Here is a 14,689-nt window from a genome sequence, read left to right as displayed (position 1 = left end):
GGGGAGCGGGCGGTGCGGCCGGCCCTCGCGGCGACGCTGATCGCCGCTGCGGGCCCGGCGGGCGGGGCCGACCTGGCCGCTGCGCGGACGCAGATGGCGCTGTCCCTCGGGTGGCACATCATCGTCGCGTGCCTGGGAGTGGGCATGCCCGCCTTGCTCCTGTTCACCGAATGGCGGGGGCTGCGCAGGGGCGACGACGACTACCTGCGCCTCGCCCGGCGCTGGGCCAGGACGGTGGCCGTCCTGTTCGCCGTCGGGGCCGTGTCGGGCACGATCCTCAGCTTCGAGATGGGCCTGCTGTGGCCGGGCCTCATGGGCGCGTACGGCCAGGTGATCGGGCTTCCGTTCGCGCTGGAGGGCATCGCGTTCTTCCTTGAGGCGATCTTCATCGGGATCTACCTCTACGCGTGGGACCGGCTCTCGCCCCGAGCCCACCTGCTGGCCGGGGTGCCGGTGATGATCGCCGGTGTGGCCTCGGCGTTCTTCGTCGTCTCGGCCAACGCGTGGATGAACCAGCCGCGCGGCTTCCGCCTGGAGGGCGGCCGGGTCACGGACGTGTCGCCCTGGGCGGCCATGTTCAACCCCGCCACCCCGCCGCAGACGATCCACATGATCGTCGCCGCGTTCATGGTGTCGGGCTTCGCCACCGCGTCCGTTTATGCCGTGGCCCTGCTGCGCGGGCGGTGGGACCGCTACCACCGCCTCGGCTTCCTGGTGCCCTTCACCCTCGCGGGAGCGCTGACGCCCGTCCAGATCGTGGTGGGCGACTACGCGGCGCGGTTCCTCGCCGATTATCAGCCCACCAAGCTCGCCGCCATGGAAGGGCTGACCAGGACCGGGCCCAACGCGCCGCTGAGCCTCGGCGGGATCTTCGTGGACGACCGCATGCGCTACGCGCTGGAGATCCCCAGCGGACTGTCGCTGCTGGTCGGCTACAGCCCGGACCCCGTCGTCCAGGGGCTCGACCGCACGCCGCCCGCCGACCGGCCGCCGGTCACGCCGGTCCACCTGTGCTTCGACGCCATGGTCGGCATCGGCGTCCTGCTCCTGCTGCTGTCGGCCTGGCTCGCCTTCAGCTGGTGGCGGCGGCGCGAGATCCCGCGCTCCCGGCTGTTCCTGTGGCCGGCGGCCGCTTCCGGCGTGCTCGCCGTCGTCGCCGTCGAGGCGGGCTGGGTGGTGACCGAGCTCGGCCGTCAGCCCTGGGTCGTGTACGGCAGGCTGCGCACCGCCGACGCGGTCAACCCCGCGCCCAACCTGTGGGCGGGGCTCCTGCTGCTGGTCGTCGTCTACACGGTTCTCACGGTCTCGACCGTGTATGTGCTGCGGCTCATGCTCCGCGCCCGGCCGGTGGCCGCGCCGCAGGAACGGGAGACGCTCTGATGGAGCCGGCACAGGTCCTGCTCGGCGTCATGTGGCTCGGCCTGATCCTGTACGCGCTGCTCGGCGGCGCCGACTTCGGCGGCGGCCTGTGGGACCTGCTGGCCGGGGGCAGCCGGGCCGGCATGCCCCAGCGGCGGCTCATCGAGCACTCGCTCGGCCCGGTCTGGGAGGCCAACCACGTCTGGCTGATCTTCGTGCTCGTGATGCTGTGGACCGGTTTCCCGGCGGTCTTCGCCGCGGTGATGTCCACGCTCTACATCCCCCTCACGCTGGCCGCCTTCGGGATCATCGGCAGGGGAGCCGCGTTCGCGTTCCGCAAGAGCAGCACCGAGCTGTGGCAGCAGCGCCTGTTCGGCGCGGCCTTCGCACTGTCGTCGGTGCTCACGCCGTTCTTCCTCGGCACGGTGGCCGGGGCCGTCGCGTCCGGCCGGGTGCCGCCCGGCCTGGCCAGGGGCGACCTGGTGGGCGCGTGGGTCAACCCGACCTCGATGCTGGGGGGCGTCCTCGCGGTGGCCGTCTGCGCCTATCTCGCCGCGGTCTACCTGTGCGACGACGCCGTGCGGTCCCGCCTGCCCGGCATGGCCGAGGTCTTCCGGCGCAGGGCGCTGGCCGCGGCCGCCGTCACCGGCGTGGTCGCCCTCGGCGGCATCGGGGTGCTGCGCGCCGACGCCCCCCGGCTCTCCACCGGCCTCACCCACGGCGCGCTGCCGTTCGTGCTGGCCAGCGCCGTGCTCGGCGTCGCCTCCATCGCGCTGCTGTGGCTGCGGCGCTACCTGCTCGTACGCGGCGCCGCGGCACTGGCCGTGACCGCCGTGCTGTGCGGATGGGCGGTGGCGCAGTATCCGCTCATGCTGCCGCCGGCCGTGTCCTTCCGGCAGGCGGCGGCCGAACCGGCGGTGATCTCGGCGGTTCTCGTCGTCGCAGGAGCGGGCGCGCTGCTGGTGCTGCCGTCGATCGCGTGGCTGCTCGCCGTCCAGCACCGCCTGCCGTTCGAGCACGGCGGCCCCGGGTGAGCGGCCCGGCCCGTACGCCGTCCGGGCGGGGTGGTCCCGGCTGAGCCGTCGGGCCCGCCTGGCGGGACGGAGCCGTCCGACCTGCGGGGATAGGCTGGAAGGCAGGGGTCGGAGCATGCGTGATCTGCTGAGGGAGTCGCGCCGCCCCCACCGCGTGCGCGAGCACCCGTACGCCCCCTGGTTCGCCGTGGGAGCCGTGTGCATCGGCGCGTTCATGGGACAACTGGACGCGAGCATCGTCACCCTGGCCTTCCCGGCGATGCAGCGGGAGTTCGGCGCCTCGCTGGCGGCCGTGCAATGGGTGTCCCTGGGCTACCTGCTGGTGCTGGTCGCGTTGCTGGCCGGGGCGGGACGCCTCGCCGACGTCGCGGGCCGCAAGCTGGTCTATCTCTACGGCTTCGTCGTGTTCACCGCCGCCTCGGCCGCCTGCGGGCTGGCGCCGTCCCTGGCGGTGCTGGTGGCCTGCCGGCTGGTACAGGCGGCGGGCGCGGCGATGCTCCAGGCCAACAGCGTGGCCCTGGTCGTGTCGAGCGTCCCCCGGGAACGGATGCGGACCGGGCTGGGCATGCAGGCGGCGGCCCAGGCGCTCGGCCTGGCCCTCGGGCCGGTCGCCGGCGGTGTGCTGGTCGCCACGGCGGGATGGCGGTGGGTGTTCTGGATCAACGTGCCGGTCGGCTGCGTGGCCGTGATCGCCGGGCGCTACCTGCTGCCGCGCACGCGGCATCGGGGGAGGGGCGGCCGCTTCGACTGGCCGGGGCTGGTCCTGCTGGGGGCCTCCACCAGCGCCCTGCTGCTCGCCGCCTCCGTGGTCTCGGGCCTGGACCTGCCGTCGTGGTCGGTGCCCGTCCTGCTCGCCGTCGCCGCCGGGGCCGCGATCGGCTTCTGGCGATGGGAGGCGCGGGTGCCGTCCGCGCTGATCGACACCGCCCTGCTCCGCAGCCGGGTCGTCACGGCCGGGCTCGCGGGAGCGCTGGGCGGCTACCTGGTGCTGTTCGGTCCGCTGGTGTCGATCCCGCAGGTCCTCGTGGCGGGCAGCGGCGAACTGGTCGCAGGCCTGGTCCTGACCGCGCTGCCCGGTGGTTTCGCGGTGAGCGCCCTCGTGGGCGACCATCTGCTGCCCCGCGCCTGGGGCGACCGGCGCAGGTGCGTCGCCGGTGCCGTGGCGGCGGCCGCCGGCTGTGTGCTGGCGGCGGCGGATCCCGCCGCCGAGGGCTGGGCCGGGGCCTGCCTGGCGCTGACCGGCGCCGGGCTCGGCCTGTTCGTGCCCGCCAACAACGCCGTCGTCATGGCCGCCGTCCCCGAACGGACGGCCGCCACGGCCGGTGGCATGGTCGGCATGGCGCGCGGCATCGGCACGGCGCTCGGCATCGCCGTGGTGACCCTGGCCCTGCATCTCGGTGGGCATCCCCACGAGGCGGGCGCCCGCGCCGCCTCGGCCGTCCTGGCGGCCGTGGCGCTGCTGGCGGCCCTCACCGCCGCGGGCCGGGTGCGCGACCCGGTGTCGTGAGCGGGTGTCGTGAGCGGGTGCCGTGAGCGGGGTGGTGCGGCCCGGGGCGTGACGGGGCGATGCGGTCGGGTGGCGCGGCCGGGTGGTGCGGTCGGGTGGTGCGGCCTGAGGCCCGCCCCTACCCTGGTCGGTCATGACGACCGTGCGAGGGGGCGAGCCGCGTGAGCGATGAGGATGTGGCGTCCCGGCTCAGGGAGATCTGCCTGGCCCTGCCGGAGGCCGTGGAGAAGCCGTTCGGGGGTCACACCGCTCCCACCTATCGGGTCGGCGACAAGATGTTCGCGATGACCAGTGAGGACGGGCGGTCGCTGACGTTCAAGGGCGGGCCGGGGGTGCAGGACGCCCTCGTGGGCTCGGACCCGGAGCGCTTCTTCGTCCCGCCGTACGTCGGGCGCAACGGCTGGGTGGGCGCGCGCCTCGACGTCGAGCAGGACTGGGACGAGATCGCCGGGCTGATCGAGGACAGCTATCGGCTGATCGCGCCGAAACGCCTGGTCCGGCTTCTCGACGAACGGCCGATCGTCTAATCCGGGGGCCTGATGTGGCTGCTCGGCCCGGCCGCCTGGTCCGGCGGCTCAGTCCGGCCGCCTGGTCCGGTGTATCAGCCCGGCGGCTCAGTCCGGCCGCTTGGCCGGGCCGGGTGCCTCACAGCGGCGGGTAGGCGTTGGCGAGGAGCTCCTGGAACTGCTGCCCGAACCACTGCCCCGCCGCCGGGGCGTACGGCAGCGCCCCGCTGGGCACGGTCCCCTGAACGTAGGTCGGATCGCACATCGGGTCGGGCTGGAGGCCGTCGGGGCCCGGGACGTTCATGCTCGTTCCGTCGGAGACGCCCGGCGGCTTGATCCACGCGTACGCGTCGATGCCGGAGGCGGGGGTGGCCGTGGGCCGCGCGCCGAGCCCGGCCCCGGCCTGGTTGCACCAGTTGCCGACGCTGTGGCGGCGATCCGTCCGCGACTCGTCGACGAACCGGTTCACGTCAGTGGAGGTGCTGGTGCGGACCGGGCGATAGGGGCCGCCCCAGCCGCTGCGCGAGGTGTCGATCACCATGCCGATGCCGGGCCCGAAGCCGGCCGCGATGAGCCGCTGACGGAACGCCTGGGCGAACGACAGCTCGTCCACGTAGTCGTTCCCGGCCACCCACCGCGAGTTCTTCACCGGCAGGCCCATGTGGGTGTTGAAGTAGGGCTCGACCAGGGCGCCGTAGCCCGCGACGTTCACCGTGAAGCCGTGCACGGGCGAAGGCTGCCCACCGGTCGCGCCCGCGATGCTCGCGAGCAGATCGGCGGCCCGGCCGAAGTTGTCCGGATGACCGACGACGCCGTGATGGGAGGCGTCGAGGTAGACGTACACGTTGGGGATGGCGTGCAGCCGGGTGATCGCGTACCGCAGCGCCGTGGGATAGGCCCCGCTCGCCTGTACGGCGGCGCAGCGGGAGGTGGCGGCGGGCAGGAGCAGCCCGGGCAGGAAGTCGGGCTCGACGATCGCCACGATGCGCAACCGCTGGTAGGCCGGGTCGGCCAGGATCTCGGCGATCGGATCGACATACTCGGTCCGATAGCGGTTCAGGCCGTCGGCGGTCACGCTGAAGTCCCCGTTGGAGACCGCGTGGGTGCAGTTGCGATCGGGCAGGTCGTTCAGCACGATCTGGATCGTGAGCGGGGCCGAGCCGTAGGAGTCCTGCACGACGGCCTCGTCCAGATGCGCGCGCAGCCCGGGGAAGGAGGAGGTGCCCTCGATGTGGGCGACGCTGTCGAGCCAGATGCCGGTCGGCTCGATGGCCACCGCCGCGCCGCCGGGCTCGGACACGGCCGACGCGTACCACCAGGGATCGACGTAGCGCTCCGAGGCGATGTACGGGTTGTCGACACGGGTGTCCGCGGCGGCGGGGGTGCCCATGAGGACCGTCGCCACGGGGAGGAGGATCGTCGCCGCGATCGCCGCCATGAGACGCGCTCCCAGCCGCACCGCCATGCCGTGCCTCCTCATCGCGCGAGACCGTCGTCACCATGCACGATTCATCGGCTGGTCGGGCGCGTACAGGGCTCGATCGCACCCGCCGCCGTACGCGCGTGGGGTCCGGGGGAGATCACCCGCCCTCAGCTCGGCGAACGCCGCGTCGCGCGAGGTCGCCCGGTGCCGCCGCGCGCCGGATGGCCTGAAAGCTTCAGCCGGCCCGGACGGCAGCAGAGCGGACGGCAGCAGAGCGGACGGCAGCAGAGCGGAGGGCGGCGGCGCAGGAGGGCAGCCGACCCGGACGGCAGCAGAGCGGAGGCGGAGGGCGGAGGGCGCGGCGGCCTGGACCCCAGCGGCGCGGAGGATGGCGATGCGGAGGCTTCTGGCGGGACGTCCCGGAAGCCCGCCTTCAGCGCGCCGGGGTGGTCGGCTCCGTGACGCGGGCGCCGGTCACGACGAGGCCCAGGCAGACCAGGGCCGCTGCCGCCACCGCCGCCAGCATGACGGGGTAGGAGAGCCACGACGACAAACCGGCCAGCACGGTCGGGAGGAGGAAGCCCGCGTAGGCGAGCATGTAGTAGACGCCGGTCAGTCCGGCCAGATCGTCAGGGCCGGCCATGCGCTGGATCTCCAGCAGCCCGGAGACCACCGCGATGCCATAACCGGCGCCCAGGGCGGCCGCGGTGACGGCCGCGAGCCACGGCGAGAGCAGCACCGCGTTCGCCGCGCACAGCGCCGCGCCGAGGAGCATCACCGCCATGGCCGCAATCGGAGCCCGTCCGGTCCGGCTTCCCGCAGCGCGGTCGCCCGCCGCGCCGTTTCTCTTCCCGCTGTGCAGCCACCTGGCCACGGGCTGCACCGCCACGCCCGTGCCCAGGGTCAGCACGGTCAGCCCGGTCGCGTACGCCAGCCCCCAGTCGCCGACGCGGAAGCCGACAAGCTGGGGCGTGACCGCGTACGCCAGCCCGGCCGCGCCGAACCCCCACGGCGCCATCGGCAGCACCACGAGCCGGAACCGCCTGCGGGCCGGCGCGGGGACGCGCAGATCGTCCGCCAGCGCCCCGAGGAGCTCGCGCACCGAGCCTCCCGCCCGAGCGGGCCGCGTCTCGGGCACCCGCAGGAGCAGCACGGGTATCGCCGCGGTGAGGAGGATGTGGACGGCGTACGGGCTCACCATGGGCCATGGCCCCCACTGGGCGAGCACGCCCGCGATCCCGGCGCCGAGGCCGAATCCCGCCGTCTGGCACAGCGCTGCCCGGCGTGCGGCGAGCCCGCCGTCCGTCCCGCTCGACAGCTCCTTCACCCAGCTGCTGCCCACCGACATGGCGATGCCGACGGCGAAGCCGGTGATCAGCCGTCCCGCGTAGATGGGCCAGGCGCTGTGGCCGCCGAAGCAGAGCACCAGGCTCGCGACGGCCGAGGCGACGGTGCCGGCCACCAGCACGGGACGCCGCCCGCGCCGGTCGGACACGGGTCCGGCGAGCAGCAGCCCCGGCACGAGCCCGACGACGTACGCGCCGAGGAAGGCGTCGACGCTGAGCGCGGAGTAGCCGCCCAGCCGGCGATACATCAGCAGCAACGGGGTGAACTGGTTGCCGCCCCAGCCGGCGGCGAACATCGCCGCGGCGACGGCCCGCCAGGCGCCGGGGCTGAGCGTGACGGGACTGAGCGTGACGGGACTGAGCGTGACGGGACTGAGCGCGCCGGGGCTGTGTGCGGCAGGGCTGAGGGTGACGGCAGGTTTGGGGGCGGCCTGCCGGGGTTCCGGCATCCGCTGGGTTTCCGGCATGGGGACGTCGAACCTTCGAGACAAGTGGAGGCGGATCAGCGGTCGGCGGGGTAGGGCGAGCCGTGCGTCGCGGTGAGGTGATCGAGCAGGGCCGAGGCGAAGGCCGCGCTGTCCCCGGCGAGGAGGTGGCCGAGGAGGGCCTCGTGCTCGCCGGCCAGCACGGACAGCCGCTCCGGCCGCGGGCGCAGGGCGGTGATGCTCATCCGCCGCTGCCGGTCGCCGAGCGTGGCGTAAAACCGGCCGGCCAGCCGGTTGCCCGACGCTTCGACGATGCACCGATGGAACGCCTCGTCCGCCTCGGCGAACCGGCCGACGTCCGCGGCCTCGGCGAGGGCGCGCTGCTGGCGCAGCAGGTCGCGCATCCTCTCATGATGATCGTCGCGCAGTCCGGTCCTGGCGATGCGCTCGGCCGCGGACCGTTCGAGGGCCAGCCGCAGCTCCAGGACGTCCGCGGCCTCTCCCGGCGGCACCGGCACCACCACCGCGCCGCGCTTGGGGTGCAGCGCCAGCAGTTCCTCCGACTCCAGCCGCAGGAACGCCTCCCGGACGGGCGTCCTGCTCACGCGTACGCGTTCGGCGATCTCACCCTCGCTGATGAGGCTTCCTCCCGGCAGCTCGCCGGAGAGGATCAGCTCCTTGGTCACGGCGTACGCGGTGTGGGCGGCGGACGGGCGCTTCGCGGGATCGGCCATGCGAAGGAGCGTAGCAGGCATAGATACAAGTTGTATCTATGGGCGCATCCCGTGATCGGACATCACGGTCAGGAAGCTCATATGGGACTTCTGGGGCGATTGAGGCTTCACTGGCTCAGGAGAACGTGATACGGATCACATTGAAACACCGGAATTTACTGCCGGTTGAGGAGGTTTTCTCGCGCTATGAGATCAATCCCGGTGTCCGTGCTGCTCGTCAAGCGGCTGCACGTCGACCTGTGCCGGTTGAGCAGTCGTCTCTGTCACTGAACGCAGTCACCACTCCTTCCCCCCTCTCCACTCGCATGCCGCCTCGGCGTGAGCATGCCTTCCTGCCGGAGTCTCGTTCGTGAAGAAACTCTCTTTTTCCCTGCAGTTGCTGCTCGGCCTGGTGATCGGCGCGGCCCTCGGGTTCGTCGCCCGCGCCGGTGACGTCGCCTGGCTCACCGCAACCCTCACCGAAGTCGGCAAGATCTTCGTCCAGCTCCTCAAGCTCGCGGTCGCGCCGCTGGTGTTCACCGCGGTCGTCGTCAGCGTGGCCAACCTGCGCAACGTCAGCGGCGCCGCCAGGCTCGCGGGCAAGACGCTGCTGTGGTTCCTGATCACCTCGCTGATCGCGGTGGTCTTCGGCATCGGCCTCGGTCTGATCCTCAACCCCGGCCTGGGCGTCACCATCTCCACTTCCGGGGCGAAGGCCGTCGACCTGGACGGCGCAGGCACCTGGCTGGACTTCCTGACCGGCATCATCCCGACGAACATCGTCACCGCGTTCACCGAGCTCAACGTCCTCCAGATCGTCTTCCTGGGTGTCGTCCTCGGCGCCGCCGCCCTGGCGGTCGGCGAGAAGGCGGAGCCGTTCCTCGGCTTCAGCCGGTCGGTCCTCGACCTGGTCCAGAAGGCTCTGTGGTGGGTCATCAGGCTGGCCCCGATCGGCACCGCCGGTCTGATCGGCAAGTCGGTGGCCAGCTACGGCTGGGACCTGCTCGCCCCGCTCGCGAAGCTCAGCGCGGGCGTCTACATCGGCTGCCTGCTGGTGCTCCTGGTGAGCTACCCGCTGCTGCTCGCCTTCGTGGGCAAGGTCAGCCCGCTCACCTTCTATCGCAACGCCTGGCCCGCGATCGAGCTGGCCTTCGTCTCCCGTTCCTCGGTCGGGACCATGCCGCTCACCCAGCGGGTCACCACCGAGCGCCTGGGCGTGGACCGCGACTACGCCTCCTTCGCGGTGCCGTTCGGGGCCACTACCAAGATGGACGGCTGCGCCGCCATCTATCCCGCGCTCGCGGCGATCTTCGTGGCCCAGGTCTTCGGCGTCCACCTGCACGTGGGCCACTACCTGCTGATCGCGTTCGTCTCCGTGGTCGGCTCGGCCGCGACCGCCGGTCTGACCGGCGCGATCGTGATGCTCACCCTGACCCTGAGCACGCTGGGCCTGCCCCTGGAGGGCGTCGGGCTGCTCCTGGCGATCGACCCGATCCTCGACATGATCCGCACCGCGACCAACGTCACGGGACAGATGGTGGTGCCCGTCCTGGTCGCACGTTCCGAGGGCCGTCTCGACGAGGAGGTGTTCAGCGCCCCGCCGCAGCCTCTGGACGAGGCCCCCGCCGCGGTTCGTCCCGCGTCGGGTCCCGAGCCTGCGCTCGCCTGATCCTCCCTCCCTCCCGTCCGGCCCCGCCCACGACGTCGCGTCGTGGGCGGGGCCGTTCCCGGCGGGCGGCCGTGCACGGTGATACATGCCTGAGCGGTCGCTGATACACGGTCCAGGCGGTGCCGACACATGCCCCACCCACGATGGGCGGAGTGCGCGCACCCAGCGCGTCTTCTTCCCGAAGGTGGTCATCGATGTCCTCTGCCCGCATGTCCGGCCCGCGACCGCGGCCCAGCACCACAGGCAGCACCCAGTCGCCCGCGCCCCAGCCGCCCCGGCGCCGTACGCGGGGATCGCTCGCCGCGCTGGCGACGACGGGCGCGCTGACGCTGGCGGTCTCCGCGTGCGGCGCGGCGGCCCAGGCCGGGGACGCCGCCACGGCCGTCAAGGGTGACGTCCGCGCCGGCGCGTCCTCGCCGGACGTACGGACGCCCCGGCCCGGCGCTCACAGCGCCGGTGACCCGCTCTTCACCTACCTCGGCAACGGCGGGTACGACGTCGCCTCCTACGACATCCGGTACGACTACCGTCCCGGCACGACGAAGATGAACTCCTCCGTGCGCATCACGGCCACGGCGAAGCAGGCTCTGTCCAGCTTCAGCCTGGACTCGAAGGTGGACCGCATCACCTCGGTCTCCGTGCAGGGCGAGCCGGCCGCGTTCACGGCGTCCGGCGAGAAGCTCGTGATCACGCCGCGGCGTCCCCTGCGCGAAGGCGAGTCGTTCCGCGTCGACGTCTCCTATCGTGTCGACCGCGCGGACGACACGCCGTCGCCCTCCTACCCGGCTGGAGCGCATCACCTGATGGCCTGGGTCGAGAAGGACGACGGCTTCGCTCTCATGGGCCAGCCGGACCGCGCCCACATGTTCTTCCCCGGCAACGACCACCCCAGCGACAGGGCCCGCTTCACCTTCCGCGTCACCACGCCGAAGAACCTCCAGGCGGTGGCGAGCGGGACGCTGCGGTCGCGCAGGACGACCGGGGGCCGCACCACGTACACCTACACCACCCGCGACGCCATCCCGACCGACGTCGCCCAGGTGGCAGTCGGCCGCTTCACGAAGGTGACGGCGCGCGGGCCGCACGGCCTGCCGATCCGCAGCTACGTCGCGACCGGCCGCTACAAGGCGGTGAAGCCCCGGGTGGACGACATCCCCGAGCAGGTCGCCTGGGTGGAGAAGGAGCTGGGCCGTAAATATCCCTTCGAGACCTACGGGGTGCTGGGCGTGCAGGGCGGCTACGACGGCGTCGCCCTGGAGTCGGCGACGCTCTCCACGTTCAGCGCCGACGGGCTGGCGCTCCCGGCCGCGGAGATCGCGCCCACCATGATCCACGAGTTGGTCCACCAGTATTTCGGCGACGCCGTCTCCGTACGCACCTGGAACGACATGTGGATCAGCGAGGGCCACGCCGAGTACTACCAGCTGCTCTATTCCGTGGCGAAGGGGTATCGGAAGCTCGACGACGTCCTGAAGCAGCGCTACGAGTTCGAGTTCGACAAGCGGGTCGAATCCGGGCCTCCCGCGCGGCTCAAGACGGCGCAGGACGTGCTGACCGGCGGGAACAACGGCGGACTGCTGATGCTCGCGGGCCTGCGCCGGCAGGTCGGCGACTCCGTCTTCAAGAAGATCGAGCAGACGTTCTACGACCGATACCTGGGCAGGTCCGCGACCACGAAGGACTACATCGACGTGGCCAACCGCGTCAGCGGGCGCGACCTCACCTCCTACATCGAAGGCTGGCTCTACGGGGCCAAGGTCCCCCCGATGCCGGGCCACCCGGACTGGAAGCCGCCGGCGGCCCCGGCCTCCTGACGCTTCCCGCCGTACGCCACTGAGAGGGGAGCACCGGATGCGTCCTTATAAGCTCGCAAGCGCGCAATCAGCCGCCATCGGGGAGATATTTCGGGTTTGGACATCAAGGGCGGGCCGCAGGCCCCTGTCACCGTGCTGCTCGTCGAGGACGACGAGGTGATCCGCAAGACGGTCGGGATGGCTCTGGAACGCTACGGCTACGCGGTGTCCACGGCCGGCGACGGCCTCACCGGCCTGGAGCTCGCCCGGGAGGGGCGGCACGACCTGCTGTTGCTGGACGTGATGCTGCCGGGCCTGGACGGCATCGGCCTGTGCCGCGCGGTCAGGGAGACCAGCCTGGTCCCGATCCTGATGATGTCCGCGCGCGGTGACTCGCTCGACGTGGTGTCGGGCCTGGAGGCGGGGGCGGACGACTATGTCGTCAAGCCGGTCGACACCGGCGTGCTGGTGGCCCGGATCCGCTCGTTGCTGCGCCGGGCCACGTTCGCCCCCGATCGTGCCCTCGATCACGGGCCCGGTCGAGCGTTCGATCATGGGCCTGGTCGCGCTCCCGATCGTGCTGGTGATCGAGGGGCCGGTCACGGTCTCGGTCGCGGCTTTGGCGGCGAGCCCGAGCGCGGGCCCTCCGCCGAGCCTTCTGCCGAGCCTTCTGCCGGGCCCTCCGTTGAGCCTTCTGCCGAGCCTTCTGCCGGGCATGGGCCGGATGATCCCCCGCGGTCCGCGTCCGGCGGGGCAGGCGGCCTCGTCTTCGGCGACCTGACCATCGATACCGACGGCCTCGAAGTGCGCCTGGCCGGCGAGCCGGTCGCGCTCGCCCCCACCGAGCTGCGGCTGCTGCTGGAGTTCGCGGCGCATCCGGGGATCGTGCTGGACCGCCAGACGCTGCTGCGCAACGTCTGGGACTACGGCTGGGACGGCGACAGCCGCGTCGTGGACCTGTGCGTGCAGCGGCTGCGCAAGAAGATCGGCGCCGACAGGATCGAGACCGTTCGCGGTTTCGGCTACAAGCTGCGGCGCTGATGTGAGCACCGATCCCATCAAACCCACCAAGATCTCCCGACCGACCGGGTCCGCCGGGCGCACCGAGGCCGCCGCCGAATCCGCCGAGTCCGCGGAGCCCTCCGCGCCCGCCGCCCCTGTCACGCACGCCGAGGCCACTCGCTCCGCGGAGCCCGCCGCGCCGGCCGAGCCCACCGAGTCCGTCGCGCCCGCCGAGCCCACTCGCTCCGCGGAGCCCGCCGACATCCCTGCGCCCGCCAGGTCCACCCGGTTCGGAGGGCCGGCCGATTCCGCCGTGCTCGCGGGAGCACGCCGTACGGCGCGGAAGGGGCGGCGGATGTCGCCGGACACCCAGCACACCCCGTCGGAGCCCAGACGCACGCCGCGCATCCGGGCGTCACTGCACCTCCTGTCGCTCCTGGACCCCCGGTCGCTCCGCTGGAAGATCGCCGCGCTGGCGGCCGTGGCCTCCTGCGCGGTCGCCGTGGCGGTCGGGGTTCTGGTGCACACCACGACGTACGAATGGTCGCTGAACACGGGCAGGTCCGAGGCGTTCCAGGCTGTCATCCGCACGGCGAGCGGCACCCCTGGCGAGGACCCGCCGGACAGCGCGATCGAGGACCCGGCCGAGCTTCCGCCGGAACTGCTGCGGCAGGTGACACCCCGGAAACCCGCCACCTGGCATGACGACTCGGAAGTCGCCACCTGGTATGACGACACGAAACCCGACGAGCCATGGATGTGGGCGGCCGTCCGCAAAGGCGGCCGCGTGCTGGCCGTCAAGGTGGACATGGGCGCCGAGCGGCGCAGCCTCCAGGCCCTCGACCGGCACATCGTCATGGCCACGCTGGCAGTGCTCGCGATCGTGGTGCCCCTCACGGCGCTGATCGCCGAGCTGCCGAACCGGCGTCTGCGGCGCGTGGCGGGAACGGCCCGGCGCATCGCGGGCGGAGACCTCGACGCCAGGATCGGGGCGGAGGGCCGGACCCGCGACGAGATCGGCGAGATCTCGGCGGCGGTCGACTCGATGGCGAGCGCGCTGCAGGAGCGGTTGCTCGCCGAGCAGCGCTTCACCGCGGATGTGGCCCACGAGCTGCGCACCCCGCTGATGGGTCTGATCACCTCGGCGGAGCTGCTCCCGGAGGGGGAGATCACCGAGCTGGTACGCGACCGGGTCGGGGTGCTGCGCGGGCTCGTCGAGGACCTGCTGGAGATCTCGCGCCTGGACGCGGGCGCGGAGCGGGCCGACCACGTGCCGGTGCCGCTGGGCGGGGTCGTCGAGGAGTCCGTACGCCGGACCGGGCTCCCGGCCCAGGTGGAGGTGATCGGCGATCCCGTGGCCGACACCGACCCGCGCCGTCTCGACAGGATCATCGCCAACCTGGTCGTCAACGCGCACCGCCACGGGCGGGCTCCGGTCGAGGTCACCGTGCGCGGCACGACGATCGTCGTACGCGACCACGGGCCGGGGTTCCCCGGCACGCTGCTGGCGGAAGGGCCGCGGCGCTTCCGTACGGGCGCGGCGGAACGCGGCAGGGGCCACGGCCTCGGTCTGACCATCGCCCTCGGCCAGGCCCAGGTGATCGGCGCGGCCCTCGACTTCGCCAACGCCCCGGACGGCGGCGCGGTCGCCACCATTCGCCTCGACGCCGGCACCCACGACTGACACGCGGGCCGCTGAGGCGTTCCGGGGACGCACAGCCCATCGGAGCCGGAAGGTCACCAACCACCTCGACGCATGCATCCGTAGCTGGGACGTGCGCGGCTGGCGCATGTGCGGTTGAGGTCTTCGGGGGCGTGCAGCTCGTGGGCAGGAAGGCCGCTGTCCGTCTCGACGTCGGCATGCGCGGCTGAGACGCGGGCGGCTGGCGCATGTGCGGCTGAGGTATTCGGT

General features: G+C 72.6%; 12 protein-coding genes. 9 read left to right on the top strand and 3 right to left on the bottom strand.

Annotation, left to right across the window (positions count from 1 at the left end; translation table 11 throughout):
- Nucleotides 1-12: 12 nt before the first annotated feature.
- The 4 genes from FLV34_RS14850 to FLV34_RS14835 all read left to right on the top strand — a co-directional run bounded on the left by FLV34_RS14850 (nt 13) and on the right by FLV34_RS14835 (nt 4,427).
- On the top strand, nt 13-1,380 hold the full coding sequence (locus FLV34_RS14850) for a cytochrome ubiquinol oxidase subunit I (RefSeq protein ID WP_261985781.1): 1,368 nt from the start codon (nt 13-15) through the stop codon (nt 1,378-1,380).
- Complete coding sequence (locus tag FLV34_RS14845; protein WP_147943363.1) at nt 1,380-2,393, top strand: cytochrome d ubiquinol oxidase subunit II; 1,014 nt, start codon at nt 1,380-1,382, stop codon at nt 2,391-2,393. Before FLV34_RS14850 ends, FLV34_RS14845 begins: the two co-directional genes overlap by 1 nt.
- Nucleotides 2,394-2,508: 115 nt before the next feature.
- Complete coding sequence (locus FLV34_RS14840) at nt 2,509-3,900, top strand: MFS transporter (protein ID WP_147943362.1); 1,392 nt, start codon at nt 2,509-2,511, stop codon at nt 3,898-3,900.
- Between the two features lie 161 nt (nt 3,901-4,061).
- Nucleotides 4,062-4,427, top strand: coding sequence for an MmcQ/YjbR family DNA-binding protein (locus FLV34_RS14835; RefSeq protein WP_147943361.1), 366 nt, complete (start codon nt 4,062-4,064; stop codon nt 4,425-4,427).
- A 118-nt stretch (nt 4,428-4,545) separates the two neighbouring features.
- Here the strand turns inward: FLV34_RS14835 and FLV34_RS14830 are convergent, their stop codons facing one another.
- The 3 genes from FLV34_RS14830 to FLV34_RS14820 all read right to left on the bottom strand — a co-directional run bounded on the left by FLV34_RS14830 (nt 4,546) and on the right by FLV34_RS14820 (nt 8,334).
- Nucleotides 4,546-5,871, bottom strand: a complete 1,326-nt coding sequence (locus tag FLV34_RS14830) for a glycoside hydrolase family 6 protein (RefSeq protein WP_147943360.1) — start codon at nt 5,869-5,871, stop codon at nt 4,546-4,548.
- A 391-nt stretch (nt 5,872-6,262) separates the two neighbouring features.
- Nucleotides 6,263-7,642 carry an MFS transporter gene (locus FLV34_RS14825; RefSeq protein WP_222709514.1) on the bottom strand — a complete coding sequence of 460 codons (1,380 nt, stop codon included), beginning with the start codon at nt 7,640-7,642 and terminating at the stop codon, nt 6,263-6,265.
- 35 nt (nt 7,643-7,677) lie between these two features.
- The gene (locus FLV34_RS14820) at nt 7,678-8,334 is read right to left on the bottom strand and encodes a GntR family transcriptional regulator (protein ID WP_147943359.1); all 657 of its coding nucleotides are present in this window, start codon (nt 8,332-8,334) and stop codon (nt 7,678-7,680) included.
- 186 nt (nt 8,335-8,520) lie between these two features.
- Between FLV34_RS14820 and FLV34_RS43385 the strand changes: the two genes are divergently transcribed.
- The 5 genes from FLV34_RS43385 (at nt 8,521) to FLV34_RS14795 (ending at nt 14,461) form a co-directional block, all read left to right on the top strand.
- Nucleotides 8,521-8,604, top strand: coding sequence for a putative leader peptide (locus FLV34_RS43385; RefSeq protein WP_356994099.1), 84 nt, complete (start codon nt 8,521-8,523; stop codon nt 8,602-8,604).
- A gap of 79 nt (nt 8,605-8,683) precedes the next feature.
- Nucleotides 8,684-9,982 (top strand): dicarboxylate/amino acid:cation symporter, encoded by a 1,299-nt coding sequence (locus FLV34_RS14815; protein ID WP_142646879.1) that lies wholly within the window; start codon nt 8,684-8,686, stop codon nt 9,980-9,982.
- Between the two features lie 194 nt (nt 9,983-10,176).
- Nucleotides 10,177-11,796, top strand: coding sequence for a M1 family metallopeptidase (locus FLV34_RS14810; RefSeq protein WP_222709513.1), 1,620 nt, complete (start codon nt 10,177-10,179; stop codon nt 11,794-11,796).
- Between the two features lie 96 nt (nt 11,797-11,892).
- Nucleotides 11,893-12,816: a response regulator gene (locus FLV34_RS43265; protein WP_315985192.1), complete on the top strand. Its 924-nt coding sequence runs from the start codon at nt 11,893-11,895 to the stop codon at nt 12,814-12,816.
- A gap of 1 nt (nt 12,817) precedes the next feature.
- On the top strand, nt 12,818-14,461 hold the full coding sequence (locus FLV34_RS14795) for a HAMP domain-containing sensor histidine kinase (protein WP_260617181.1): 1,644 nt from the start codon (nt 12,818-12,820) through the stop codon (nt 14,459-14,461).
- Nucleotides 14,462-14,689: the final 228 nt, after the last annotated feature.

The organism is Microbispora sp. CSR-4 (genome assembly GCF_008033685.1).
In the GTDB taxonomy this organism is placed as follows: domain Bacteria; phylum Actinomycetota; class Actinomycetes; order Streptosporangiales; family Streptosporangiaceae; genus Microbispora.
The sequence above is the reverse complement of the archived record's forward strand: the minus strand, read 5'-3'. Positions and strand labels throughout refer to the sequence as shown.